The organism is Sulfitobacter sp. SK011 (genome assembly GCF_003352065.1).
GTDB lineage: Bacteria > Pseudomonadota > Alphaproteobacteria > Rhodobacterales > Rhodobacteraceae > Sulfitobacter.
The window spans coordinates 2,073,121-2,097,128 of sequence record NZ_CP025803.1 but is presented as its reverse complement, the minus strand read 5'-3'; the positions used below and the strand labels follow the sequence as shown (position 1 = coordinate 2,097,128).

26 protein-coding genes and 1 tRNA gene are annotated in these 24,008 nt (G+C 58.1%); 15 read left to right on the top strand and 12 right to left on the bottom strand.

The window, feature by feature from the left end; translation table 11 throughout:
* Positions 1 to 15 precede the first annotated feature (15 nt).
* Entirely contained in the window at positions 16 to 636 is a 621-nt protein-coding gene (locus tag C1J02_RS10340) for an NTP transferase domain-containing protein (protein WP_114878505.1), read from the top strand.
* Positions 637 to 678: 42 nt separating this feature from the next.
* Here the strand turns inward: C1J02_RS10340 and C1J02_RS10335 are convergent, their stop codons facing one another.
* Entirely contained in the window at positions 679 to 2,487 is a 1,809-nt protein-coding gene (locus tag C1J02_RS10335) for a Hint domain-containing protein (RefSeq protein WP_114878504.1), read from the bottom strand.
* A 940-nt stretch (positions 2,488 to 3,427) separates the two neighbouring features.
* Positions 3,428 to 3,511 (bottom strand) — tRNA-Leu (locus tag C1J02_RS10325).
* Between the two features lie 124 nt (positions 3,512 to 3,635).
* Between C1J02_RS10325 and C1J02_RS10320 the strand changes: the two genes are divergently transcribed.
* From C1J02_RS10320 to C1J02_RS10310, 3 genes are read left to right on the top strand one after another with little or no spacing between them, the layout of a single operon-like run.
* Positions 3,636 to 4,214: a YqaA family protein gene (locus C1J02_RS10320; protein WP_114878502.1), complete on the top strand. Its 579-nt coding sequence runs from the start codon at positions 3,636 to 3,638 to the stop codon at positions 4,212 to 4,214.
* Entirely contained in the window at positions 4,211 to 4,675 is a 465-nt protein-coding gene (locus C1J02_RS10315) for a disulfide bond formation protein B (RefSeq protein ID WP_114878501.1), read from the top strand. The genes C1J02_RS10320 and C1J02_RS10315 overlap by 4 nt, the downstream gene beginning before the upstream one ends.
* Positions 4,676 to 4,725: 50 nt before the next feature.
* Positions 4,726 to 5,547 (top strand): oxaloacetate decarboxylase, encoded by an 822-nt coding sequence (locus C1J02_RS10310; protein WP_114878500.1) that lies wholly within the window; start codon positions 4,726 to 4,728, stop codon positions 5,545 to 5,547.
* A gap of 34 nt (positions 5,548 to 5,581) precedes the next feature.
* On the opposite strand, the gene C1J02_RS10305 is transcribed toward C1J02_RS10310, so the two are convergent.
* Positions 5,582 to 6,007 (bottom strand): Lrp/AsnC family transcriptional regulator, encoded by a 426-nt coding sequence (locus C1J02_RS10305; protein ID WP_114878499.1) that lies wholly within the window; start codon positions 6,005 to 6,007, stop codon positions 5,582 to 5,584.
* A gap of 109 nt (positions 6,008 to 6,116) precedes the next feature.
* On the opposite strand from C1J02_RS10305, the gene rocF reads away from it, so the two are divergent.
* Both rocF and C1J02_RS10295 read left to right on the top strand, forming a co-directional pair.
* Complete coding sequence (gene rocF / locus C1J02_RS10300) at positions 6,117 to 7,037, top strand: arginase (RefSeq protein WP_114878498.1); 921 nt, start codon at positions 6,117 to 6,119, stop codon at positions 7,035 to 7,037.
* Positions 7,038 to 7,057: 20 nt separating this feature from the next.
* Positions 7,058 to 8,107, top strand: a complete 1,050-nt coding sequence (locus C1J02_RS10295) for an ornithine cyclodeaminase (protein ID WP_114878497.1) — start codon at positions 7,058 to 7,060, stop codon at positions 8,105 to 8,107.
* On the opposite strand, the gene C1J02_RS10290 is transcribed toward C1J02_RS10295, so the two are convergent.
* Both C1J02_RS10290 and dksA read right to left on the bottom strand, forming a co-directional pair.
* Positions 8,108 to 9,277, bottom strand: a complete 1,170-nt coding sequence (locus C1J02_RS10290) for an FAD-dependent monooxygenase (protein WP_114878496.1) — start codon at positions 9,275 to 9,277, stop codon at positions 8,108 to 8,110.
* An 82-nt stretch (positions 9,278 to 9,359) separates the two neighbouring features.
* Positions 9,360 to 9,782 carry an RNA polymerase-binding protein DksA gene (gene dksA / locus C1J02_RS10285; protein WP_114878495.1) on the bottom strand — a complete coding sequence of 141 codons (423 nt, stop codon included), beginning with the start codon at positions 9,780 to 9,782 and terminating at the stop codon, positions 9,360 to 9,362.
* 168 nt (positions 9,783 to 9,950) lie between these two features.
* On the opposite strand from dksA, the gene C1J02_RS10280 reads away from it, so the two are divergent.
* Complete coding sequence (locus C1J02_RS10280) at positions 9,951 to 10,790, top strand: MoxR family ATPase (RefSeq protein ID WP_114878494.1); 840 nt, start codon at positions 9,951 to 9,953, stop codon at positions 10,788 to 10,790.
* A gap of 56 nt (positions 10,791 to 10,846) precedes the next feature.
* Here the strand turns inward: C1J02_RS10280 and C1J02_RS10275 are convergent, their stop codons facing one another.
* Positions 10,847 to 11,089 carry a hypothetical protein gene (locus C1J02_RS10275; protein WP_162798300.1) on the bottom strand — a complete coding sequence of 81 codons (243 nt, stop codon included), beginning with the start codon at positions 11,087 to 11,089 and terminating at the stop codon, positions 10,847 to 10,849.
* A gap of 83 nt (positions 11,090 to 11,172) precedes the next feature.
* Between C1J02_RS10275 and C1J02_RS10270 the strand changes: the two genes are divergently transcribed.
* From C1J02_RS10270 to C1J02_RS10255, 4 genes are all read left to right on the top strand, one after another.
* On the top strand, positions 11,173 to 12,531 hold the full coding sequence (locus C1J02_RS10270) for a DUF2927 domain-containing protein (protein WP_114878492.1): 1,359 nt from the start codon (positions 11,173 to 11,175) through the stop codon (positions 12,529 to 12,531).
* Between the two features lie 14 nt (positions 12,532 to 12,545).
* A complete protein-coding gene (locus C1J02_RS10265; protein WP_114878491.1) occupies positions 12,546 to 12,719 on the top strand; it encodes an apolipoprotein acyltransferase in 174 nt (57 codons plus the stop codon).
* 5 nt (positions 12,720 to 12,724) lie between these two features.
* Complete coding sequence (locus C1J02_RS10260; protein ID WP_114878490.1) at positions 12,725 to 13,912, top strand: VWA domain-containing protein; 1,188 nt, start codon at positions 12,725 to 12,727, stop codon at positions 13,910 to 13,912.
* A 115-nt stretch (positions 13,913 to 14,027) separates the two neighbouring features.
* Positions 14,028 to 14,711, top strand: coding sequence for a M48 family metalloprotease (locus tag C1J02_RS10255; protein WP_114878489.1), 684 nt, complete (start codon positions 14,028 to 14,030; stop codon positions 14,709 to 14,711).
* Here C1J02_RS10255 and C1J02_RS10250 read toward each other — a convergent pair.
* From C1J02_RS10250 to C1J02_RS10225, 6 genes are all read right to left on the bottom strand, one after another.
* Entirely contained in the window at positions 14,708 to 15,250 is a 543-nt protein-coding gene (locus tag C1J02_RS10250) for an RSP_2648 family PIN domain-containing protein (protein ID WP_114878488.1), read from the bottom strand. The genes C1J02_RS10255 and C1J02_RS10250 overlap by 4 nt on opposite strands.
* Positions 15,251 to 15,253: 3 nt before the next feature.
* Positions 15,254 to 16,477 carry an RSP_2647 family RNA methyltransferase gene (locus tag C1J02_RS10245; RefSeq protein WP_114878487.1) on the bottom strand — a complete coding sequence of 408 codons (1,224 nt, stop codon included), beginning with the start codon at positions 16,475 to 16,477 and terminating at the stop codon, positions 15,254 to 15,256.
* An 86-nt stretch (positions 16,478 to 16,563) separates the two neighbouring features.
* The gene (locus tag C1J02_RS10240; RefSeq protein WP_114878486.1) at positions 16,564 to 17,175 is read right to left on the bottom strand and encodes a DUF6778 family protein; all 612 of its coding nucleotides are present in this window, start codon (positions 17,173 to 17,175) and stop codon (positions 16,564 to 16,566) included.
* A gap of 339 nt (positions 17,176 to 17,514) precedes the next feature.
* On the bottom strand, positions 17,515 to 18,183 hold the full coding sequence (locus C1J02_RS10235) for a Crp/Fnr family transcriptional regulator (RefSeq protein ID WP_114878485.1): 669 nt from the start codon (positions 18,181 to 18,183) through the stop codon (positions 17,515 to 17,517).
* Between the two features lie 199 nt (positions 18,184 to 18,382).
* Positions 18,383 to 18,655: a hypothetical protein gene (locus tag C1J02_RS10230; RefSeq protein WP_114878484.1), complete on the bottom strand. Its 273-nt coding sequence runs from the start codon at positions 18,653 to 18,655 to the stop codon at positions 18,383 to 18,385.
* Positions 18,652 to 21,480 carry a glutamine-synthetase adenylyltransferase gene (locus C1J02_RS10225; protein WP_114878483.1) on the bottom strand — a complete coding sequence of 943 codons (2,829 nt, stop codon included), beginning with the start codon at positions 21,478 to 21,480 and terminating at the stop codon, positions 18,652 to 18,654. Before C1J02_RS10225 ends, C1J02_RS10230 begins: the two co-directional genes overlap by 4 nt.
* 28 nt (positions 21,481 to 21,508) lie before the next feature.
* Here C1J02_RS10225 and C1J02_RS10220 point away from each other — a divergent pair, with 28 nt between their 5' ends.
* The 4 genes from C1J02_RS10220 to C1J02_RS10205 all read left to right on the top strand — a co-directional run bounded on the left by C1J02_RS10220 (position 21,509) and on the right by C1J02_RS10205 (position 23,925).
* Positions 21,509 to 21,976: a YbaK/EbsC family protein gene (locus tag C1J02_RS10220; protein ID WP_114878482.1), complete on the top strand. Its 468-nt coding sequence runs from the start codon at positions 21,509 to 21,511 to the stop codon at positions 21,974 to 21,976.
* A 143-nt stretch (positions 21,977 to 22,119) separates the two neighbouring features.
* A complete protein-coding gene (locus C1J02_RS10215; RefSeq protein WP_114878481.1) occupies positions 22,120 to 22,530 on the top strand; it encodes a DUF2852 domain-containing protein in 411 nt (136 codons plus the stop codon).
* A gap of 70 nt (positions 22,531 to 22,600) precedes the next feature.
* Positions 22,601 to 23,038: an RDD family protein gene (locus C1J02_RS10210; RefSeq protein ID WP_114878480.1), complete on the top strand. Its 438-nt coding sequence runs from the start codon at positions 22,601 to 22,603 to the stop codon at positions 23,036 to 23,038.
* 71 nt (positions 23,039 to 23,109) lie between these two features.
* A complete protein-coding gene (locus C1J02_RS10205; protein ID WP_114878479.1) occupies positions 23,110 to 23,925 on the top strand; it encodes an arginyltransferase in 816 nt (271 codons plus the stop codon).
* Positions 23,926 to 24,008 lie beyond the last annotated feature (83 nt).

Here is a 24,008-nt window from a genome sequence, read left to right as displayed (position 1 = left end):
ACATAAGGTGGCTTCATGGCCCATCTCATGTCCTTTCCAATTATCATTCTGGCCGCCGGGCAATCGCGCCGGATGCGCGGGCGTGACAAATTGCTGGAAGAGATTGACGGCGTGCCTCTGCTGCGACGTCAGGCGCAGATGGCCCGCGCGGTCACAGATGGAAAGGTGATTGTCGCGCTGCCACCGGCACCGCATCCGCGCTATGACGCATTGTCGGGATTGCAGGTGACCACGCTGCCAGTGGCGGATGCAGATGAGGGCATGAACGCCAGTTTGCGGGCAGCGATCATGGCGCTGCCGGCGGGTACAAAATGTGCGATGGTGCTGCTGGCGGATTTGCCTGACCTGACTGCGGACGACCTGATCACCGTCGCGCAATCCGTTGATTTAAAGACACAAAAATTGATCTGGCGTGGCGCGACGCAGGACGGTGCGGCGGGTCATCCAATTGTCTTCAAGGCTGATGTGTTTGCTGAACTCGCAGCATTGCGTGGCGACAGCGGCGGGCGCGAAGTTGTCGCCGCACATCAGGACCAGATGGTTTTGGTGCCCCTGCCCGGCACCCGTGCCCGTGGTGATTTGGACACGCCCGAACAATGGGCGATCTGGCGCACGTCGCGACAGGATCCCCCTTGATCCACAACGATCATGTCCCAGATTTTTGCGTCACGGTTCCTGCTAAGCCGTGAGCAGCTTTGCCTCATGGGCCCGCAGCAACCGGCGTGCGGCAAAATAATTGTTCAGACCTTGCGGGTTTTCCAATTCCGGGAACAGGTCCAGAATCTCGCGGCGCTGTTGCGATCGGATACCTGCCATTGAATGATCCCCCGGCTGAAAGCTTTCGGCCCAACACCCATCTGCCAGGATCACCTCGTGATTGTCGAACATCAGGTGAATATAGCTGACTGCAGGCACCTGAACGCTGTCCACGCCGTCAAGTCCGGTCAGATGTTTTGCCGCGACCAGCACTTCGCGTTCGCCAAACATAACCTCGGCCAAGTGCGACGTTATCAACATGCGGTGGTTTGGACTGACAAGCATATCGCGCCGGGGCGCGTCCTTGCCCAAGGCAGAATGCCGGATCAGGACGGGGCAATGTGACGGCATATGTGCCAGTTCAACCCGGTTCAAATCACGCCGCCCGATCCAGCGTAGCGGGCGCACGCCATTGTCGCGGGTGATGATCTGATCCCCTTCTTTCAACGTCTCTACCGCCACTTCGCCGCGAATGGTCGCGATGCGCGTGCCGGGGGTAAAGCAAATGATCACCTCTTCGATTTCAGAATAATCCGTGCGCCCGACGACGTTGCCCTGGGTGTCCAGAAATTCGATGCGACCTGCCTCGGGTGTTCCGGGGATGATCCGGTAGGTGCTGCGGTCAACGCCGGTGAGGTCCAGCGTGTCGATGTCAGATCCATCCGCGTCTTCGCCACCGATGATCACATGGTTGCCCGCCGCATCAAACGTGAACGTATCGCTGCCAAAGCCGCCCTCGGCCCGATCGTTTCCGGCACCTGAAACAATCGTGTCCATGCCAGCGCCACCAAAGATGCTGTCATCGCCGTCTCCGCCGACCAGCACATCGTCGCCATCCCCACCATCAAGGGTGTCGTCACCCTGACCGCCATCCAGACTGTCTGCGCCGCGCTGACCAAAGATCAGATCCTGACCATCGCCACCCAGAATAGTGTCGTTGCCGCCCGGCAGAGATGTCACCAAAGGATTGCCAATCGATTGGCCAGAGAGGGTAAACCCAGATCCCGATGACCGTGCCTCTAACGTGAATTCGATAAATTCGCGGTTTTCAAACTCTAGCGAAAACCACGCATCCTGATCGGATGGTCCGTTGATTTCTGTGCCTGCGGCGTTGACCGTGCCATTGCCCGTCGTGACGTTCAGCGATGTTCCGGCGCTGGTCGCAAAAGCGGTATAGCTGCTGGCGACGATGGACACCGATTCCTGATCGCCGGGGCTGTCCCGATCGAGATCGACAAATGTCCCTGTCGCATTCAAAGAGACGGGATTGCCCGTGGCAGGATCAAAGAATTCCAACCTGAAGGTCGCTGTTTCACCCTGATACCGCGATCCGCCGCCCCGATTGAGCAGGATTTCCGCGCCTGTACCGCCGGTCAGGTCGATGGGCATTTTGTCATCAGAGGTCGCAACCAGAACCAGACGGCCCCAGACCGATGTGCCATCCGCAAGGGTCGCCACGTCGCGGTACACCACACTGTCCCCAGCGTCGGCGCTGTTGCCAGTGTTCGCGGTGCGGTTGCCAAAACTCAGATTGAGCGGTGATGCGTTCTGACCCGGTGCGGTGCCTGCGCCAGTGTCCCCATAAAGCGTGTCATTGCCCGCGCCACCGTCAATCAGATCATCAGCGCCCAGCCCCGAAACGCGGTCGTCTCCGGCCCCGGCTGTGATCTGGTCATTCTCGAAAGTACCTTGAAGCGTGTCGGAACCCGGGGTTCCGTTAATGGTGGCCATGGCAGTGGCACCCCTCAAATTGGATCAACATTTACTCATGCGGGAAAAGGCTGCACTTCCACAACTTTTACAATATTTTTACATATATTTCAGGGGAAAAGACGGATATCGGCTGCAGATCGCTTAGAATGACCCGGTTTTCAACACAATCCTGTATCATTGTTTCGCTCTTGGATACAATCCATGATTGAATCTGCAAACCCGTTTCAAAACTGTCAAAAAACAGGGCAAAGGCTGGGCACCCCAACTGGATGGCCCGTTAACCATTCCCTCCGATAAGGAGATTCGGCGCAAAGGCACCTCACGGCCTTCCAATGACCTGATTGCGCAGGAATGTGGCACTCCGCCCCGTGTTCTATAAATTCTACTCCCCAATTGGACAGGGCCATCTCTATTCCCCGAGATCGATCCAACAAAGAATAAAATAGCCGAAAAATAATGGTAAATGCCGTGAACTTGTCCGGTTCTTTTTGTGAGAGATTCTGACCGTCAACGAGGAATAAGGTTAATTGTTTCCAAGTCCTCCGGGGCCCAGCTTCGCTCAGTTCGTTCATTTCTTGATAGAGACCCTGAGTGCGGTCACGCGACGCCAAACGCAAACTTGGTTAAGTGTGCTAAATCGGGAAACGGCCAACGGCACTCCTTGATCAGCTAAACTGTGATTTCTGCTTGGTCAGATTCTAGAATTATTCATCTCAACCGAAACAATGCTGCGAAACCGCCGATATTGGTTCTCGTTTCGCGCGAATGCTGAAATATTGTTTCCACTCAAATCGTAAACCCTCCCGCATCGCCAAAGAGTTTCTGCACCGCGGTCTGCTCATGCCTGATGGAAGGATATTCAATGGGGGATTGGCACATCCGGGCTGATCAATGCTCTTCAACCGACTGTCCGTCAAAGCAGGAATGTCTAATCAGAACGGAGACCTGAAAAACAGGGTGGTACCCAAGGCCGGACTCGAACCGGCACGCCTCGCGGCGGGAGATTTTGAATCTCCTGCGTCTACCATTCCGCCACTTGGGCACGAGGGGCATGTATCGCGCATCGCAGGGCTGGGCAAGAGTAATTTCATTCAAATGCCACGCGCCACTTGACCCCGGCCACCGCGCGTGCTGTTCCATCATCCAGCATAATCGGAGCCACCAACATGATCCAACGCTTGTATAATTGGACGCTCAGCCTCGCCCAGCATCCTCATGCGCTTTGGGCGCTGGCCTGTGTCGCGTTTGTGGAAAGTTCGGTGTTTCCGATCCCGCCGGATATCATCATGATCCCGATGATCATCGCACAGCCGCGTCGGGCATGGCTGATCGCCGGAGTGGCGCTGGTGGCCTCCGTTTTGGGCGGTTTGCTGGGGTATGCGATTGGGGCGCTGGCGTTTGATACCATCGGTCAGCCGATCCTTGCCTCGCTGGGCAAGGCCGACGCCATGGCCGAATTCTCTGAGCGGTTCAACGATATGGGGTTCTGGGCCGTTCTGGTCGCGGGCATCACGCCGTTTCCCTACAAGGTCATCACGATCATGTCCGGTTGGACAGGTATGCCGCTGGCGACGTTCGTGGCCACATCCGTGCTGGCGCGGGGACTGCGGTTTTTCATTGTTGCGGGCCTGCTGTGGCATTTCGGTGCCCCGATCCGGGATTTCATTGAACGCAGACTTGGGTTGATGTTTACCCTTGCTCTTGCGCTGCTGATTGGCGGCTTTGTTCTGGTAAAGTACCTATGACCCGCACGACCCTGATCGCACTTGCCACGCTTGGTTCTGCAGCGCTTTTGCTGGGGGCCTACGGATTTCAGCATATCGGCGGCCTGCTGCCCTGCAAGATGTGCCTGTGGCAACGCTGGCCGCATGCGGCTGCCATCGCGATAGGTGTGGTTCTGATGATTGGCGGACCACGGCCGTTGATCTGGGCGGGTGCCTTGGCCGCCGCAGCCACCAGTTTGATCGGATTTTACCACGCAGGCGTCGAATGGCGCTGGTGGCCGGGGCCATCGTCGTGCACCGGGGGCGGCCTTGATCTGGGTGCGATGGGCGGCAGCGATCTGTTGTCGATGGATGCGCCCACTGGTCTGGTGCTTTGTGACGAGGTTGTCTGGTCACTGATGGGCCTGTCGATGGCCGGTTGGAATGGGGTGATCTCGCTTGGCCTGGCGGCGATCTGGGTGCTGGCGGCGCGCCGCACATAAAACTTTCCTTCCCCGCCTGCTGACCCTAGGCTGCACGGGGGGGGCAAATCATGATCAATTCATTTCGCGACCTGCACGGTGGCCCCGGTGCCTTTGTCATTCCCAACCCGTGGGATGTCGGCAGCGCACGGATGCTCTGCGCCATGGGCTTTGCTGCGCTCGCCACCACAAGTGCTGGAATGGCATTTGCCATGGGCCTGCGCGAAGGTCAGGTGGACCGCGACGCTGTGTTGAACCACTGCCGCGACATTGTTGGGGCCACGGACCTGCCTGTGTCTGCTGATCTGGAATATGGGTTCGGCCACGATCCGGCCAATGCTGCCGAAACGATCCGCGCCGCTGCCGACATCGGACTGGCGGGCTGTTCGCTTGAGGATCACACAGGTGATCCCGACGCGCCGATCTATGATTTCAATCATGCCGTCGACCGGATCGCCGCCGCCAGCGACGCCGCCCGCGCCTTGTCCGATGATTTTGTCCTGACCGCACGAGCCGAGGGGCTTTTGTGGGGCAGCACCGATGTGGATGACATCATCCGCCGTCTTCAGGCCTTTGAAGCGGCAGGGGCGGATGTTCTCTATGCGCCCGGTCTGAAGGATCTCGACGTGATTTCCACCGTCTGCGCCAGCTTGAAAAAACCCGTGAACGTGGTCATGGGCATGCCCGGTGCAACTTTTACCGTGACAGAACTGTCAGATGCAGGCGTGCGCCGGATCAGCGTTGGCTCCGCGCTGGTGCGGCGCGCCTATGGGGCGTTCATTGACGCCGCGCGTGAGATTGCCGGTCAGGGGAGCTTTACCTATTCAGACAAGGCCATGGGATTTGCCGAGATTGAGGCGCTGTTACCGCCTGCGGTCGCGGGCAGACCGTAACCGACGTCATGCCGACGGTGCAAAGACGTCCCATTTACCCCGATTTGCGGGTTTTCAGAAACAGGCTTGTTTCGCTGGCCACCACACCATCCAATCGCCGGATGCGCGCCAGAACTTCGTCAAAGTGCTCCAGAGTCTTGGTGCCTATTTCCACGATCACATCCCAGCGTCCGTTGGTCGAATGGACCGCGCGCAGTTCCGGCATCAGGTTCAGTTGCCGGGTGATCCGATCCGCCCCGCGCCCTTCGATCCCGATCATCATCATGCCACGCACCGGGTCGCGCATCACATCCGAGCGGGTGACAACCGTAAACCCCACGATCTCACCACGTTCACGCAGCCGCGCGATGCGGGCCCGTACCGTGGTGCGCGACAGGTTCAAGGCCAGCGCCAGATCCGAAAGTGCCGTACGTGCATCGTGGCGCAGGGCCGCGATCAGCCGATGATCCGTTTCGTCCATAAGTTTTATCCATTTTGGTCAACCTCTCCCCAATATGGTCAGTTTGATCAATTGTCCACGGCCCAATATGTCGGATATGACAGTTCAACAGTTTCAAAGGAGCAGATGGATGACACAGCAAAACTGCATATTGGTGGGCGCGCCCATGGACAGTGGCAAGCGGCGCAAAGGCTGCCTGATGGGACCCGATGCCTACCGCACCGCGGGTTTGGCGGATGCGCTGCGCGGTCTGGGTCACACCGTCACCGATCAGGGTGATGTCGCCCCTGCCCCTTTTGAGGCCAAAGAACATCCAAGGCTGGTGCAGTTGGAGGAAACCATCGCCTGGACGTCCAGCCTCGCTGATGCGTCTGAGGCCGCGATGAATGACGGCTTGCCGATCTTCATGGGTGGCGATCATGCGCTGTCATTGGGCACTGTGCTGGGTGCGATGCGTCATGCGGATGCGGTGGGGCGCCCGCTTTTTGTGCTATGGCTGGATGCGCATACAGATTTTCACACACCCGATACCACCGACAGCGGCAATCTGCATGGCACACCCTTGGGCTATGTCACCGGTCGCGACGGATTTGTCGGGTTCCCAGAAATCGACGCCCCGCTGGCCGAGGAAAACATCGCCATCATCGGTCTGCGCTCGGTCGATGCCGCAGAACGCGCGGCACTACAAGACAGCGCCATTACCCATGTGGACATGCGCGAGATTGACGAAAGCGGCATCGCGCGTCCGTTGTCCGCATTCCTTGATAAGGTTGAGGCGGCGAACGGGTTGCTGCACGTGTCACTTGATGTGGATTTTCTCGATCCTTCTGTCGCCCCTGCGGTTGGCACCACTGTCCCCGGCGGTGCAACCGTGCGTGAAGGTCATCTGGTCATGGAAATGATCAGCGATTCAGGGTTAATGAGCTCGCTTGATCTTGTTGAGCTGAACCCGTTTCTCGATGAACGGGGCCGCACGGCAACCTTGATGGTTGATCTGGCCGCATCCGCATTGGGACGTCGGGTGTTCGACCGTCCGACACGCGCGTATTGATCAGATTGAAGGAACATCACATGACCAACCTCAAACCCTCCGCCAAAGCTCTTGTGCCCTTTGTCTCTGTCGAAAACATGATGAAGCTGATCAACCACATCGGCATTGAACCGATGCTGATCGGTCTTGCCGATTATATCGAGGCAGATTTCAAACGCTGGGAACTTTTTGACAAAACCCCTCGCGTGGCCAGCCATTCCGATGTCGGCGTGATCGAATTGATGCCCACCTCTGACGGGGATGTTTACGGGTTCAAATACGTGAATGGCCATCCTGACAACACGGCCGACGGGCTTCAAACGGTGACCGCCTTTGGCCTGCTTGCCGATGTTGCCACCGGTTACCCGGTATTGCTGACCGAAATGACCATCCTGACCGCCATGCGCACGGCGGCCACCTCCGCCGTTGTGGCGCGGTTGCTGGCCCCGAAGGGCGCCCATATCATGGCGATGATCGGCAATGGCGCACAGTCAGAGTTTCAGACCATGGCGATGAAGGCGATTGCGGGCATCGACGAGGTGCGCCTTTACGATATTGACCCTGCTGCCACCGCCAAATGCGCCGCCAACCTTGCGGGTCACGGCATCACTGTTGTGAGCTGCAAAACCGCAGAGGATGCGATGCTGGGCGCGCAGATCATCACCACCTGCACCGCCGATAAACAATATGCCACGATCCTGACCGACAACATGGTTGGTGCAGGCGTGCACATCAACGCCATTGGCGGCGATTGTCCCGGCAAGACCGAATTGGCCCCGGCTATCCTGCACCGGGCTGGCATTTTTGTGGAATACCCCGAACAGACACGGATCGAGGGCGAAATCCAGCAACTTGATGCCGATCACCCCGTTACTGAAGTCTGGCAGGTCCTGACCGGTCAGGCCGCAGGGCGGACCGACGACAAACAGATCACTCTGTTTGACAGTGTCGGCTTTGCGATCGAGGATTTCTCGGCGCTGCGTTATGTGCGGGACCAGATTGCTGAGACCAAGCTTTATCAACCACTTGACCTGCTGGCCGACCCCGAAGATCCACGTGATCTGTTCGGGATGGTCAAGCGCGCCCAGTGATCACGGCCTGCGGGTCACATCGTGCCCGTAGAGCCAGTTGAAGGCACCGATCATCCGTCCCGGCCCCAGTTTGCTGGCCAGCCGCAGCCCCAGATGGGCTGCGGTCCGCACCGGGCCGGGGCGCAGATGATATCGCGTGGCATTGCTTTGTGCGGCCGCAATCACCCGGCGCACGCGGGCCTCGCGGGTGCGCTGATACTGCGCCAGTGCGGCATCGCGCGGCAGCCGCGCAAGGTGATCGGCCAGCACCCATGCATCTTCGAGCGCCATGTTCGCGCCCTGTGCCAGAAACGGCAGGGTTGGGTGCGCGGCATCACCCAACATGACAACGCCATCACGCTGCCAGGTCGCGGCCACCGGATGACGGTGCAGCCCCCAGAGGGTCACATTTTCAACTGCGCTCAACATCTCCTTGGCTTCGGCACCAAATTCGGCAAAGGCCGCGCGCAGTTTTTGTGGGTCATCGCGATGGTTCCATCCTTCGGCGGCCCAGTCCGCGCGTTCCTCGACAGCGACCAGATTGATCAAATTGCCGCCGCGCACCGGATAGCTTACCAGATGTCGGCCCGGCCCCATCGTCACATGGGCCTCGTCAGGATGATTGGATGTGTTTGGCACAAGCGCACGCCACGCCACCTGCCCGGTGAAAGCTGCGGTATCAGCCCCGTTCAGCACGGGACGCGCCATTGAATGGATCCCGTCTGCTGCGACGACGACTTCGGCGCGCCGTGTTGACCCATCGGACATCTGCACAACCGGCAGTGCCCCCGGACGCAGCGTTGCCGCTTGAGCGTTAAGCTCGAAACTCACGTTCGCACGCTTGGCCGCCGCCACCAGCACTTCAATCAGATCGGCCCGGTGGACAAAGTAATACTGCTGATCTCTTGCCAAGCGCATCAGATCGAGGCGCGCAACGGTTTCGCCCGCCACATAATCGCGCAGGACAACCGCCTGCCCCCGGACAGCCCCGCGACCGCGCAGCGCGCCGTCAAGCGCAAGCGCGCGCAACACCGCCAGACCATTCGGGCTGATCTGCAATCCGGCCCCCACTTCGGCGATGTGTGGCGCCTGTTCCAGAACCGTCACCGCAACGCCCTGCCGCGCAAGCACCGTGGCCACCGCCAAGCCGCCGATGCCCCCGCCCACCACAATGGCGTTTGAAATGTCCACGCTCGTCCCCCAAAACAAAACGCCGGAGCATCCACCCCGGCGTTTCAAAAATCCTTGTCAGACCGAAAAAATTGCCCCGGCCTTACTCGTCGCGGTGGACTTTTTCGCGCCGCTCATGCTTTTCCTGCGCCTCAAGGCTCATTGTCGCAATGGGCCGCGCGTCCAAGCGCTTGAGCGAAATCGGATCGCCGGTGACCGAGCAATAGCCAAATTCGCCTTCGTCGATCCGGCGCAGGGCAGCTTCGATCTTGGTGACCAGTTTGCGTGCCCGGTCGCGGGTGCGCAGTTCAAGTGCCCGGTCGGTTTCTTCCGAGGCGCGGTCGGTCACATCAGGGATGTTGCGCGTACCGTCCTTCATCGTCTCAATGGTGTCACGGCTGCCGGCCAGCAACTCGGCTTTCCAGTTCAGCAACTTGCGGCGAAAGTATTCGACCTGCTTGTCGTTCATGAATGGTTCGTCCTCTGCCGGAGCGTAGTCGTCCGACAGGAAAACTTCCTGCTTCATAGTGTCTCCCTCGACAAATTTTGGACCTGGCATTTGAGGTTACTCCTCATTGATTGCCCCCTTGCCGCAGCGTTTAACTCAGCATTTGACGATTGTCACTACACAATGCTTGTGAATTTTGCTTAAAGGCGAGGCATCAACGCTGCGGCATGAGAGGTTGAAAACGCTATGAAATTCCAAGGTACCGCCGATTATGTCGCAACTGACGACCTGACGATCGCTGTAAATGCCGCTGTCACGCTGGAACGGCCCCTGCTCGTTAAAGGCGAACCTGGAACCGGCAAGACCGAATTGGCCCGCCAGGTGTCCAATGCCTTGGGTTTGCAGATGATCGAATGGAACATCAAATCGACCACCCGCGCGCAACAGGGCCTTTATGAATACGACGCAGTCAGCCGCCTGCGCGACAGCCAACTGGGCGAAGAGCGTGTGCATGACGTGAAAAACTACATCCGCAAGGGCAAGCTCTGGCAGGCATTTGAAGCGGGTGAAAAAGTCGTCTTGCTGATCGATGAAATCGACAAGGCTGACATCGAGTTTCCCAACGATCTGTTGCAGGAACTCGATAAGATGGAATTCTTTGTCTATGAGACCGGCGAGACCATCAAAGCGGTCAATCGCCCCATCGTCATCATCACATCCAACAATGAAAAAGAACTGCCGGACGCGTTTTTGCGGCGGTGCTTCTTTCACTACATCCGATTTCCAGAAATGGAGACGTTGAAAAAGATCGTCGAAGTGCATCATCCGGGCATCAAGGAAGCTTTGCTGACCACGGCGCTGACGCAATTTTATGAAATTCGCGACCAGCAGGGCCTCAAGAAAAAACCATCGACGTCAGAAGTGCTGGACTGGCTCAAGCTGCTGCTGGCCGAAGATATGGATGTTGCTGATCTGAAGAAAGACGGCACATCTGCGCTTCCCAAGTTGCATGGTGCCTTGCTCAAGAACGAACAGGATGTGCATTTGTTTGAACGTCTGGCGTTCATGGCGCGCGGTCAGCGATAACGCGCGGGACAGGTGTTTTCTGATCTGGGTCGTTTTTGAAACGCCCGACTAAGTCCTCAGATATTTTTTGTCGAAAATTTGGCTTTGGCGCTCCAAAAAATTTCAACGAGAATGCGGCTTTTTCCCCGTTTCCGGATGCCTTTTCGGAGTCGTCCTGACAAGAAAAACACCTTTACTTTTTCTCTGCCCAATTTGCCTCTTTTTTGCCTTAATTGCTCCCTACAAAGGTCGAGAAGGCGGGCAAAAAGACCCAAATCAAGACGCTCAAAAAGGGCAGGCAGGCAAGTATGATGATCCAAAACACACATTCCGTGTGCACGCCTTGCGTGGCAGCGCTACGCAATTCACTTTGCCAAACCCCTGATTTTATGGAAATTTCTGAATGAGAGCGCGCATTGTTCTGCCGCTTGTGATGTTGTTGAACGCCTGCGTTCCAGCCTCCCAGCCCGAGGTCGCGACACGCGCAATCAGCAGCACCAGCACCCTGCCCCCAATGAAGAGTTTTGGCGCAACACAGCCTTCGGCCCCGGTGCGATCCAACAAAGATCTGGCAGCCGATTTCATTGAATTGTCCTTCCAGATGGAAAGCGGGCGCGCCTTGCCGGTGCTGACCCGATTTGAAACACCCGTCACCGTACGCGTCACCGGTGCGGCACCTGCGACACTTGGGTCTGACCTAAGCCGCTTGATTTCACGCCTGCGCTCTGAGGCGAAAATCGACATCACCTATACCACGAATTCAAGCGCCAATATCACAATCCAGGCGGTCAGCCGCGCGGACATCCGCAGGGTCTTACCGCAGGCGGCGTGTTTCGTGGCCCCCAATGTCAGCACCTTGTCTGAATATCGCTCAGCGCGCAGACAGCCACGCACCAACTGGACGCTGCTGCAAAAGCGCGAACGAATGGCGATATTCCTGCCCAATGATGCAAGCCCACAGGAAGTGCGCGATTGTTTGCACGAAGAACTGGCGCAGGCGCTGGGACCGCTCAACGATCTTTACCGCCTGCCCGACAGTGTATTCAACGATGACAATGTGCACACGGTTCTGACCGGTTTCGATATGATGATCCTGCGCGCCTACTACGATCCAGCGTTGCGATCAGGCATGTCGCGGGGCCAGGTGGCTGCCGCCCTGCCCGAAATCTTTTCGCGTATCAACCCACGCGGCAATTACCGACCTGCCCGCGTCAGTACCCGCACCCCGCTGGCGTGGAGCCGCGCGATTCAGATCGCACTGGGACGCTCGGTTTCCTTTTCCAGCCGTCATGCAGCCGCAAGAGAGGCAATTCGCATTTCCACCGCGATGGGCTGGCAAGACAACCGCCGGGCGTTTGCCCATTACGCCATGGGCCGTGTCCTGCAAAACACCGACCCGCAAGGCGCACAATATCATTACGCAACCGCAGACCGCTTTTACGCGCAGACACCGGGTACGGCGTTGCACCGGGCCTATGTCGCGACGCAATTGGGCGGCTATGCCGTCAGCCAGGGTCAGGGGGATGCGGCCCTGCGTCTGATCGCGCCCCACATCGACATCGCACGCAAGAGCCAGAACGCAGCACTGCTTGCGACATTGCTGCTTTTGCGCTCCGAGGCGCTTGAGTTGGAGAACCGCACAGCCGAGGCGCGCAGCGTCAGGCTGGACAGTATCGGCTGGGCGCGTTACGGCTTTGGTCCAGACTGGGCTGTGCGGGCCAAGCTGCGCGAGATTGCATCGCTGAACCCGCTCAAAGGATAAAGCGGGCAAGCGTCATGATAGTAATCATATTGGGTATTCTTGGCGCATTTCTGGGTGGGCGCACGGCTCAAAAACGCGGCGGCAACCGCAAGGATATCGCGCAATATGCTGTTGGCTATGCCATGGCATTTGTGGTCGTCGGTATGATCCTGACTGTCATTCTGGACCGCCTGCTCAGCGGGACGTAAAGCGCATGTTCCTGCCCTTTTTCGAACAGATGCGCAAACATGGGTTGCCCGTGTCGATGCGGGAATTTCTGGCATTTCTGGATGGCATGGCAGCCGGGCTTGCCACCTATGATGTTGAGGGCTTTTATTATCTCGCACGGACCGCAATGGTCAAAGATGAACGCAACATTGATAAATTTGACCGCGCCTTTGCCGCAGCCTTTAAAGGCTTGGAAAACATCAGCTTGGATGACGTTCTTGAAGCCGTTGATATTCCCGGCGACTGGCTGAAAAAGATGGCGGAAAAACACCTGAGTGCTGCGGAAAAAGCCGAAATTGAAGCATTAGGTGGCTTTGATAAGCTTATGGAAACGCTCAAGAAACGGCTTGAAGAGCAGAAAGGCCGACATCAAGGCGGCAACAAATGGGTGGGCACGGCTGGCACCTCGCCGTTTGGGGCCTATGGGTACAATCCCGAAGGGGTGCGAATTGGGCAACAGGCATCGCGGCATCAACGGGCCGTCAAAGTCTGGGACAAGCGTGAATTCAAGAACTTGGACGACACAGTTGAACTGGGAACCCGCAACATCAAAGTTGCGCTGAAACGCCTGCGCCGCTGGGCGCGCGATGGCGCAGACGAAGAGTTGGATTTGGGCGGCACCATCCGTGCCACGGCCGAACACGGTTATCTCGATGTCAAAACCCGGCCCGAACGGCGCAATGCTGTCAAGGTGTTGTTGTTTCTGGATGTGGGCGGGTCAATGGACCCTCACATCAAGGTGGTTGAAGAACTGTTCAGCGCCGCCAAATCCGAGTTCAAGCATCTGGAATACTTCTATTTCCACAATTGTCTTTACGAAGGTGTGTGGCGCGACAACCGCAGACGGTGGGACGCACAGCAGCCTACCCATGAGATATTGCGCACCTATGGTCCTGATTACAAATGTATATTCGTTGGTGACGCGTCGATGTCCCCCTATGAGGTCGCCTATCCGGGCGGGGCCAATGAGCATTGGAATGCGGAGGCGGGATCGGTCTGGCTGAGCCGGGCGCGCGACCAGTGGCAAAGCAACCTGTGGATCAATCCCTTGCCCGAGAAGTACTGGCCTTACACACAGTCCATCGCGATGATCCAGGAGATTTTCGGCGCGCAGGCCATGGTTCCAATGACGCTAGAAGGATTAACGCGCGGGATCAAGGAACTGACCCGCTGATCGTCCCTTGCCCCTTTGTTACCGCGACCCCGGGAAAACCTGCTTTCATTTCACCCTTTCTTAAATACCGCTGCACACCGCTTGCCCCGCTCCCAAACGCCCCCATATTAAACCTATGATCCGTGTCCTCCCCATTTTGCTTGCCGTCCTCTACGCCCTCGCCATGTACCGGTTTTCCGCCTGGCGCACCGCCAAGGAGCTGGATGCAAAATCATCGCCTCTGATGGATCCCGCGCTGCGCGACATGAGCGCCAAGATGGCGACCGCCCTCGATCTGCCGCGCATCAAGGTCCATATTTACGAGATTGAACCGGTGAACGGGCTTGCCGCGCCGGACGGGCGCATCTTTATCACCCGCGGATTTTACAAGAAATTCAAAGCGGGCGAGGTCAGCGCCGAAGAACTGGCCAGCGTGATAGCGCATGAGTTGGGCCATGTCGCCTTGGGCCATTCGCGCCGCCGGATGATTGATTTTTCCGGTCAGAATGCCATGCGCACCGTGCTGGCGATGGTGCTGGGCCGCTTTATTCCGTTCTTCGGCATCTGGATCGCCAATTTGCTGACCACGCTTTTGGCAGCCCGTCTGTCGCGCAGCGATGAATACGAGGCCGACGCCTATGCCGCTGCGTTGCTGACCAAGGCAGGGATCGGTGTCGCCCCGCAGATATCCTTGTTCAACAAACTTGAAGCATTAACCCAGACCAATCACGGGACGGCCCCGGCATGGCTGTTGAGCCATCCAAAAACAGAGGAACGTATTGCCGCCCTTACCCGTCTACAGCAGCGGTGGAATACCTAGGAAGACAAGGCTTTCGCCAGACGTGGCAGCCGCGCTTTTTTGAGCAAGGCACGGATGTTCCAATCCTGTCCGGACAAACGCCGCGCTTCGTTCAGCACACGATCGCCAACACCTGCCACCATGTCAGGTTCGGCCTGCCAATGGCCCAACAGGAACGCATCGGGGTCAGCGCGCGCGATGCCTTCCTCGGCCAGTATGCCACGGGGAAAATCCTTGGCATTGGCGGTCACGATTACATCTGCATGACCCGCGATCGCGGCAGCTAGGACATGAATGTCGTTGTCATCAGGCAACCACAACCGCGCCTCAAGACCCGGTGCGGGCTTTACAGTTGCGTTTGGAAAATGGCTGCTGACAAGTGCAACATCGCCCCGTGCCAGCGCCTCGCCCTCAGGGCCAAGCTTGCGGGCGGCCAGCGCCCATTCCTCCAATATCCGTGCGGACCAGCGGGGTTCAAAAGCGCCAGTCGCGGCAACCCCTAACAGCACTTCACGCATCACCGTTGGAAACAGCACGCAGGCATCCAGCACGACCCGCATGGATCAGAGACGGAAGAACAGGGCTTTGAGGTATCCGCTTTCGGCAAGTTGCGGCAATTGCGGATGATCTGCCCCGGCAAATCCGGTGTGCAACAAGGTGGCCCGACGCCCTGCCCGTCCAATGCCGCGCACAGATACGGTTCGGAATTGCGCCAGATCAGCGGCATGGGAGCATGAACAGAGGCCCAGAATACCGTTTTCAGCGACCAGGGGTGCCGCCAATCGTGCGATGCGTTCATAGGCGCGCAGTCCGGCCTCCATCGCCTGACGGTTTGGGGCAAAGGCGGGCGGATCACAGATCACCACATCAAATTCCGCGCCCTCAGCCCTGAGCGCGGTCAGCGCGTCAAAGGCGTCGCCCTGACGGGTGGCGAATTTGTCGCTCATCCCCATGGCGGCGGCCCCTTGTGCCGCCAGTTCCAGTGCTGGTGCAGACCCGTCCACAGCCACCGCACTTTGTGCGCCTGCGGCCAATGCGGCCAGTGAAAAACCACCGACATGCGCGAACACATCCAGCACCCGTGCACCGCGCGAAACGCGGGCTGCAAAGGCATGGTTGGGGCGCTGGTCATAGAACAATCCGGTTTTCTGGCCGCCGATCAGGTCGGCCATATAGGTCGCGCCGTTCATCGGCACAGGGATCGGTGCTTCAGGTGCATTGCCCACCAAAACCGCAGAAACATCATCAAGACCTTCCAGCGTGCGGGTGCGCCCAGCTGCGTTCTTTAACACGGTGCTGACGCCTGTTACCGCGACAAGGGCGGCGCAGAGCGGTTCAAGATGCACATCAGCCCAGGCCGCGTTTGCCTGTACGACACAGGTATCGCCGAAGCGGTCAATAATCACGCCGGGCAAGCCGTCAGCTTCTGCGTGGATCAGACGGTAATAAGGATCGTCATAGATCAGCGTGCGCAGGGCCAGCGCACGGGTGATCTGGGCCTCGAACCACGCCTGATCAATCACCGCGTCGGCGTTTTGATCCAACATGCGGGCGATGATCTTGGAATTGGAATTCATCGCAACCACACCCATCGCCTGACGGTCGCTGTCTTCGAGGCGGGCAATGGTGCCGGGTGCCAATGCCTTGGTCCGGCGGTCGGTCACCAGTTCGTTGGCATAGACCCAAGGGAAGCCGTGACGGATGGCGCGCGCGTTGGCTTTGGGCAACAGGCGCACAACCGGAAGGTCGGGCGCGGGTGAGGCGGATGTGTTAAGGGGCGCTGTCATAGCGCCCCCTCTAGTCGTTTCAAAGCTTTTGTGAAAGCACAGATTTCCTATTTGACGCGAAAGGCCAACCGCCGCGCATTGTCCGGTTAGACCGGTTTTTGCAACTCCTGGCGGATCACCTGTGCCAGATACCCGGTCACACGGACCTTTTGTGTTTGGCCGCGGCGTTCTTCGGCAATTGCCTGCGCACCGCCAAAGGCCGGCAGGTTCGCTTCAATCTGACGTGTCGGGGCCAGTGGAAGGCCGGTCACAGCATTAAACGCCGTCAGACGGAATTCCATGTTGTGCACGCCGCCGACTGTATAACGGGTCTTTTCAGTCACCGAATGAAAACGGACAATTTCAACGTCAAGGATGACATCGACAGGACCTGTCATGTCACTGGTGCCTTGCGCAAACGCGGTTTCAAAGATCGACTGGATCTGGGCATGACGGTCACCGATTGGGTCACCGCGCCACACGATGTCTGCGCGTGGATAAAAAACATTCGCCTCTGACACCTTGAGAGTGCGCGGGACGCGGACGTTGATTGCAGTCACACGCATGGCCTGCGGCAACTGGGCTTGAACCTCAGGGGCAGCCAATGCTGCACCTGTTGTCTCAAACGGCGCATTACGGCTGGCGATATCGGGAACACTACCACAGGCCGACATAAGCGTGCCAAGTCCGAGTAGAGTTATCAGTTTCAATATGTTCATTTCGTCCTCGCTCCGTGCCTCGGTTGATGCCCATTCATTTCTTGATCAGGCTTTATTATTGTTCTGAGGATGGCCGGGAATTATGGCAAATTTGAGACAAAAAAGGAGTTTTCCGAAGGTCACTCAACAACCTTAACGTGTGCTCTCAGGGCTTCGAGGCTGTCAAAATGACGCGAAAAGACGTTTGCCAAAGCGTAGAATGGCCTTGGGATCCGTGTTTCCAGGTGCTGTAAACAGCATGGTTAGATGCTGATTTGATCGCCTTTTCGACAACGCCTTTATGCCGTGAAAAGTGCCAGACAGGGTCTCACCGACAGTCTCGACAATGCGCACAACACGCTAGAATTCCGACGCGGCCAGGTACCTGCGGTCCTCCGACTGCTTCAGATTTTCGGACATGCGCGCAACGATGAGTTTGGTCAGAAACATGCCAAATGCCGGGTCCTGAAGACAAAGCTGCAGGATATCATCATGATCAATCTCATATATTTCGCAGTCTTCTGAGCAGACGGCAGACGCCATACGCTTTTGGTCCAGCATGAAAATCCCGATCTCACCAAACAGGGTCCCAGGCTGAAGGTATTTTCCGATCTCTGGCACCAGAACCTGCCCGGTGTGCAACAGGAATATCTTGTGGGCCGCGTCATCCTTGAGAAACAGCACCGTGTCCCGCGGATGGCTCTTGAGCGTCATAAAGGGCAAGAGCGCGTCAACCTTGGCGCGGGCGGTTGAGGCATGTCTGACGCGCCGAAACAGATTTATCTGCTGGGTGGTGCGCCATATGTTCAGCGGCAGCAGGATCGCATGAAGCAATAGGACAGGCATCAGACCTGCAGTCAGGCCGTAGACGATAAATGCAATATTCGAGGCAATCGCAAGCATGCGCAGCGGGACGATGGTTTTCATCCAAAAGGTCAAAAAGACGAGGACAGAGGCCAGATAGCCTGCCATTTCGCTCCAATTTCCAAAGGATTGATTGACTTGCGTTATGAGCCAGTCGAGTGACATTCGTTTTGATATTTCCGTTCGTTGGTAGATTTTTGCCTGTTGCGATGAAGAACAATTCGGCCACTTGATGCCTGAGCCAGCGCCCGCCTCAACCTACAAGAGAAGCACGCAAAAACGCAAAAGGCTTTTGACACATCTGTTTGTGGCGGTGATTTAACGATAGGGCTTCGACCAAAGGCGCGTATCCCGGATGGCCGCATTAGTTCCGCGTGCGGCTCCGCCATCCGCCGCGCCTGCGCGGTGCGGCCATGCTGACAAGGCCCTCGTTCAGAACCTCGGTCATCGGGTGGTCTGGATTGTCTGGGCCGTATTGCGTCAAAAGATGCGAGATCGTCTTGCCGGTGTCATTCTCAATCGGCAGGCTCAGCGCCCAATCCAGGAATATCGTACGACACTCGGACTTCGAAATGCCGTCGATCCGGTAGGATTCGAATATCAACCCCTTGGGGTCATGCGCATCGCCCTTGATCATGCCGTGTCCTTCGTCTGGGGTCGTGTCTTTGCCTCTGCTTTGGGGCGCAGTGCGGCTGTGATGATCTGACCTGCTGCGGCGTAGGTCTGGTTCATCTGCGCCTCAAGTGCATCAAGGGTGTCGCAGTCAAGTGATCTGCACAGAAATGCCGCCCCCGCCTGACCCAGGGTGGCGCTGTCAATCGGGTTTGCTGACAACAACCGCGTGACGCATTGCAGCGCCCAACATTGCCGATAGGCCAGGACCAGCACGTCGCAGTCCGTGGACGAGATCACCCCGGTATCACGCGCTGCCGCAAGGCCATTTGGGATGTCGCGCGCGCCCTGCCCGGCGATCAATGCACCTGCCTGTGCCAGCAATTCGATATCCTGCAGCCGCCCAGGCCCGATCTTGGCATCCCAAACCCCATCAGGTGTCTTGGACGCCGCAATCCGGTCGCGCATTTCGGCGACGTCGCTCAGAACCTTGGCGCGGTCTTGATCGGTGGTTAGCACCTCCTGGCGCATCTTTTCAACGTCATCTGCCAGGGCCTTGGGCCCGGCGACCACCTGCCCTCGGGTGAGGGCCAGATGTTCCCATGTCCATGCTTCGGTCTTTTGATAGCTTTCAAAACTAGCAAGGCTGGTCGCTACAGGCCCCTGATTGCCCGAGGGGCGCAGCCGCATGTCGATCTCGTAAAGTCTGCCTTGCGACATCGGCGCGGTCATCGCGGTGATCAGCGCCTGCGTGAGGCGCGCATAATACAAACGGGACGCAAGGGGCCGTTTGCCATCCGAGCTTTCAACGCCATCAGCGTCATAGATCACCAGCATGTCCAGATCAGAGGTCGCAGTCAGCTGCCCCGCGCCCAGCGACCCCATGCCAAGGATCACCGCACCGCGCCCCGGTGGCGGGCCATGCCGGGTGGCGAACTGTTCAATCACCACCGGCCACAGTACTGTCAGAACAGCACTTGCAAGGTCGGCATATTGCACACCTGCCGTCTGCGCGTCGGTCAATCCACGCAACAGGTGCACGCCTATCCGAAAATGCCATTCGCGCGCCCAGCGTCGCGAGGCATCAAGGCGCGTCTCATAATCCGCCTCTGCCGCCAGTTCTTCTTCCAGGAGCTTGATCAATGCATCCCGCGCCGGCCAATCGCTAAAGAAGTCACCGCCGATCACGGCATCAAAGACCCCGGCATTGCGCGACAGGTGCTGTGCCAATGCCGGGGAGGTGGTGACGATATCGATCAGCAGGTCTGCCAGTTGCGGATTGGCCTTGAGCAGCGAGAAAAGTTGCACGCCGGCGGGCAGTCCGGCCAGAAACCCATCGAAGGCCTGCAAGGCCTCATCCGGTTTGGCCGATGTGGCAAGGCGCGCCAGCAAACCGGGTTTGAGCCGTTCGAAAATCTCGGCCCCCCGATCACTGCGCAGCGCCGGATAGCTGAGCCAGCGGTCAATCACCTGTGCATCAAATTGATGTGGGGCCGCATCCGGTTTGTCACCGGGTGCGCGTGACGCGGCAAAGAAACCTTCGGTCAGCTCATGCACCGCACTCAGACGCGCGCGAATGTCGTCCTGCATCGCTTGCGTGTCCATGTCCACCATACAGGCCAAGCGGTCAAAGCCTGCATCGGTTTTTGGCAAGGTGTGGGTCTGCGCGTCCTGAACCATCTGCAAACGGTGTTCTATGGTGCGGTGATGGCGGTAGTGATCGGTCAGGGTTTCGGCCACATCGCCGGGCACCCACCCCTTTTCAGTCAGCACACTCAGCCCGTCACAGGTGCCACGCACCCGCAGGTCCGGGTCACGGCCACCGGCGATCAATTGTCGCGTCTGGGTGAAAAACTCGATCTCTCTGATGCCGCCGCGCCCAAGTTTCATGTTGTGCCCCGGCAAGGTAATCGGCCCCCCCAGCCCTTTGTGTTCGCGGATCGCAAGGCGCATGTCATGGGCGTCCTGTATCGCCGCAAAATCAAGGTGCCTGCGCCAGACAAAGGGGCGCAGCGTCTTGAGAAACGCGTTCCCGGCTTTCACATCCCCCGCACAGGGCCGCGCCTTGATGTAGGCGGCCCGTTCCCATGTCCGGCCCAGCGATTCATAATAACGCTCTGCCGCTTCCATCGCCATGCAGACGGGTGTCACGGCCGGATCAGGCCGCAGGCGCAGATCGGTGCGAAACACATAGCCTTCGCCGGTCAGATCACTCAGCGTGCCGCTCATCGCGCGGGTGGCACGCACAAATGCCGTGCGCGCGTCGTGAAAATCAGCCGCATCAAAACGGGTCTCGTCAAACAGACAGATCAGGTCGATGTCCGAGGAATAATTCAGCTCTCGCGCGCCCATTTTCCCCATGGCCAGCACCACCATGCCTGCCGCATCATGCAGGTCATCTTCGGTCATGCCGGGCAGTTTGCCGCGTTTGATCTGTGCCGCCAGACCCGCCCGCAACGCCGCAGCGCAGGCAGCGTCAGCATAATCTGTCAGCGCCTCGGTCACCTGCTCCAATGACCACGCCCCGCCCAAGTCCGCAATCGCCGCCATCAGGGCGACCCGACGTTTGCCCTGTCGCAGACCATCTGCCAGAGTGGCTGCATCAAAACCCGCCGCATCCGCGATCACCTGCGTGACCGCCTCTTGGGGGGCCTCTGCCGCCTTCAGGAACCAATCCGCCTCTTTGGCCAACAGTCCCAGCAGATAGGGTGCGCAGGACGCCGCAGCGCTGACAAGGTCGCGCACCTCAACCTCAGCACCGGCAACATGTGCTGCTGCTTCGGCGGCGCGATCTTGGTGATAGGTCCGCGGGGTCTGGGTGATTTGAGCGGCGAGCGTTCGTGTTGTCATGCCCACAGCTTTGCGTCAGTGTCGCGCAATGAGCAAGAGCCTGAAACGTGTACGCGCCAGCCTGCAAGGCGCAGGGATTGACCCGGATATCCGCGAAACCGCCCTTGCCCGCACAGCCCAGGATGCTGCTTCGGCCCTTGGTTGCGCCGTCGATCAGATTGCCAAATCGATCATCCTGCGTGGTGAGAGGTCGGGCGCGGCCCTGCTCTTTATCACGGCGGGCGGCAATCAGGTTGATTTGAGCCGCGCCACCGCCCTTGCCGGGGAACCCTTGGGCAAAGCAGACGCGGCCCTGATCCGTGCCAAGACCGGGTTCGCGATTGGCGGTGTCGCCCCGATCGGGCATCTGACCAGACCACGTGCGTGGTTCGACCGCAGATTGCTGGATTTCGACGTTATTTGGGCGGCTGCAGGCACGCCGCACCATGTTTTTGGTCTGTCACCGCAAAAAATCGTCGAAATATCTAGCGCGGAAATATTTGATTTTACGTCATAAAATAGATAAATGTAAAAAACATTCACATTAGCCCTTGCAAGCTCGCCTGCAAATGCCAATCTTGGTGATGTGAAAGACATTCACATTCATAATCCCTCAGGGCCACACGGCCCATCCCTCTTGACCCGAAAGGCACCAAACAGATGACCACACTTACCTCCGAGCAAGGCTTTGCCCCGCGCGCCAGCTGGTTTGCCCGCGCAGAGGGTTGGCTTGATGACAAAGGCAAAGGCGCATGGATCGCCGCGATGGTCCTCGGCTTTGTCTTCTTCTGGCCTGTTGGCCTCGCCTTTTTGATGTACATGATCTGGAGTAAACGCATGTTTTCTGGTAAATCCTGCGCAACCCGCAGCCGCAGCTTTTCAATGCCGACACGCAGCACTGGCAACGCCGCTTTTGACGCCTACAAGGCTGATACCCTGCGCCGGTTGGAAGAAGAGCAAACAAACTTTGAAGCTTTCCTCACCCGTCTGCGGGAAGCCAAGGACAAGGCAGAGTTTGACCAGTTCATGGACGAACGCGCCAAGCGCAGCGAAGGCCCAACCGAGGCCTGAGCCAAACCAAACCTCCCCCCGCCTCCCGACCTTTGGTTGGGGGGCAAAACCATGTCAGAGATGTTTTTAGATGCCCCATACGCCCGACCCGGATACGCAACCTGAATTCTACGATGGTGTTCCCACCAAACGCTTGCTGGCGTGGGTGGTGGACATGATTGTGATCGTTGCAATGTGCCTGATGATCCTGCCCTTTACCGCATTCACCGGTATCTTCTTTTTCCCGTTTCTGATGCTGGTGATTGGCTTTATCTACCGGGTCATCACGATAACCACGGGGTCCGCCACCTGGGGCATGCGCCTGATGGGGATGGAATTGCGCGATCTGCGCGATCAGCCCTTTGATTTTGGCACTGCCCTCTTTCACACGCTTGGCTATTCCTTTTCATGGGCGGTGGCCCCGCTGCAATTGATATCGGTTGTTTTAATGTGTGTGTCCGCGCGCAAGCAAGGACTGTCGGATATGGTGCTTGGCTCGGTTGCCGTGAACCGCCGTCGCGGCGTGTAACCATTTGGCAAAACGTTACTTGGCGGCTGGCGGGTGGGTTGTTATCATCTGACATCTAACGACGGAATCTCATGCGCCACACGCTTCCCTTAACGCCACAGTTCTATGTGACAGCCCCCCAGCCCTGCCCTTATCTTGAGGGCCGGATGGAGAGAAAGTTGTTCACGGCGTTGCAGGGTGAAAATGCTGCCGAGCTGAATGACAGCCTGTCTGGTCAGGGGTTCCGACGCTCACAAAACGTGCTTTATCGTCCGTCCTGCTCTGACTGCGCCGCGTGCCTGTCCGCACGTATCGATGTGGCCGCGTTTACCCCCAGCAAAAGCCAGAAACGCACGCTTAAGCGCAGTGAACACCTGATCCGTCGTGCCACATCGCCTTGGGCGACCGAAGATCAATATGCGCTCTTTCGCAGCTATCTCGACAGCCGCCATGCAGACGGCGGTATGGCCGACATGGATGTGTTCGAATTTGCCGCAATGGTCGAGGAAACTCCCATTCGCAGCCGGGTGATCGAATATACCGACCCCGATACACGGGAATTGATCGGCGTTTGCCTGACAGATGTTCTGGGCGATGGCGTCAGCATGGTCTATTCGTTCTATACGCCCGACCGTCCCCGCGACGGCTTGGGCAACTACATCATTCTCGATCACATCGAAATCGCGCGTGCGGCAGGCCTGCCGTATGTCTATTTGGGGTATTGGGTGCCCGGCAGCCAGAAAATGGGCTATAAAGCCAAGTTTTCAGGGCTTGAGATCTATATGGGCGGTGCCTGGCAAAAGCTGAAAGACCCTGAGAGTTTTGAACCGGACAGCCACCCGCTTGGCAATGATCCGATTTCGGAACAGGTCGCCAACATCGCCCTGCCCGACATGGCCCGCCGCTAGGCGCAGGCAGGCACCCCCTCATTTTTCGATCATGTACGTGCCGAAGAAACGGCAATCAGGCGCGGTCATGCCCTGAAATGTAT

Bases quoted from the DNA above. Each gene is read 5' to 3' on its own strand.
- C1J02_RS10340 (WP_114878505.1), top strand. From the start codon at position 16: ATGGCCCATCTCATGTCCTTTCCAATTATCATTCTGGCCGCCGGGCAA.
- C1J02_RS10335 (WP_114878504.1), bottom strand. From the start codon at position 2,487: ATGGCCACCATTAACGGAACCCCGGGTTCCGACACGCTTCAAGGTACT.
- C1J02_RS10320 (WP_114878502.1), top strand. From the start codon at position 3,636: ATGATCCAACGCTTGTATAATTGGACGCTCAGCCTCGCCCAGCATCCT.
- C1J02_RS10315 (WP_114878501.1), top strand. From the start codon at position 4,211: ATGACCCGCACGACCCTGATCGCACTTGCCACGCTTGGTTCTGCAGCG.
- C1J02_RS10310 (WP_114878500.1), top strand. From the start codon at position 4,726: ATGATCAATTCATTTCGCGACCTGCACGGTGGCCCCGGTGCCTTTGTC.
- C1J02_RS10305 (WP_114878499.1), bottom strand. From the start codon at position 6,007: ATGGACGAAACGGATCATCGGCTGATCGCGGCCCTGCGCCACGATGCA.
- rocF (WP_114878498.1), top strand. From the start codon at position 6,117: ATGACACAGCAAAACTGCATATTGGTGGGCGCGCCCATGGACAGTGGC.
- C1J02_RS10295 (WP_114878497.1), top strand. From the start codon at position 7,058: ATGACCAACCTCAAACCCTCCGCCAAAGCTCTTGTGCCCTTTGTCTCT.
- dksA (WP_114878495.1), bottom strand. From the start codon at position 9,782: ATGAAGCAGGAAGTTTTCCTGTCGGACGACTACGCTCCGGCAGAGGAC.
- C1J02_RS10280 (WP_114878494.1), top strand. From the start codon at position 9,951: ATGAAATTCCAAGGTACCGCCGATTATGTCGCAACTGACGACCTGACG.
- C1J02_RS10270 (WP_114878492.1), top strand. From the start codon at position 11,173: ATGAGAGCGCGCATTGTTCTGCCGCTTGTGATGTTGTTGAACGCCTGC.
- C1J02_RS10265 (WP_114878491.1), top strand. From the start codon at position 12,546: ATGATAGTAATCATATTGGGTATTCTTGGCGCATTTCTGGGTGGGCGC.
- C1J02_RS10260 (WP_114878490.1), top strand. From the start codon at position 12,725: ATGTTCCTGCCCTTTTTCGAACAGATGCGCAAACATGGGTTGCCCGTG.
- C1J02_RS10255 (WP_114878489.1), top strand. From the start codon at position 14,028: ATGATCCGTGTCCTCCCCATTTTGCTTGCCGTCCTCTACGCCCTCGCC.
- C1J02_RS10250 (WP_114878488.1), bottom strand. From the start codon at position 15,250: ATGCGGGTCGTGCTGGATGCCTGCGTGCTGTTTCCAACGGTGATGCGT.
- C1J02_RS10245 (WP_114878487.1), bottom strand. From the start codon at position 16,477: ATGACAGCGCCCCTTAACACATCCGCCTCACCCGCGCCCGACCTTCCG.
- C1J02_RS10240 (WP_114878486.1), bottom strand. From the start codon at position 17,175: ATGAACATATTGAAACTGATAACTCTACTCGGACTTGGCACGCTTATG.
- C1J02_RS10235 (WP_114878485.1), bottom strand. From the start codon at position 18,183: ATGTCACTCGACTGGCTCATAACGCAAGTCAATCAATCCTTTGGAAAT.
- C1J02_RS10230 (WP_114878484.1), bottom strand. From the start codon at position 18,655: ATGATCAAGGGCGATGCGCATGACCCCAAGGGGTTGATATTCGAATCC.
- C1J02_RS10225 (WP_114878483.1), bottom strand. From the start codon at position 21,480: ATGACAACACGAACGCTCGCCGCTCAAATCACCCAGACCCCGCGGACC.
- C1J02_RS10220 (WP_114878482.1), top strand. From the start codon at position 21,509: ATGAGCAAGAGCCTGAAACGTGTACGCGCCAGCCTGCAAGGCGCAGGG.
- C1J02_RS10215 (WP_114878481.1), top strand. From the start codon at position 22,120: ATGACCACACTTACCTCCGAGCAAGGCTTTGCCCCGCGCGCCAGCTGG.
- C1J02_RS10210 (WP_114878480.1), top strand. From the start codon at position 22,601: ATGCCCCATACGCCCGACCCGGATACGCAACCTGAATTCTACGATGGT.
- C1J02_RS10205 (WP_114878479.1), top strand. From the start codon at position 23,110: ATGCGCCACACGCTTCCCTTAACGCCACAGTTCTATGTGACAGCCCCC.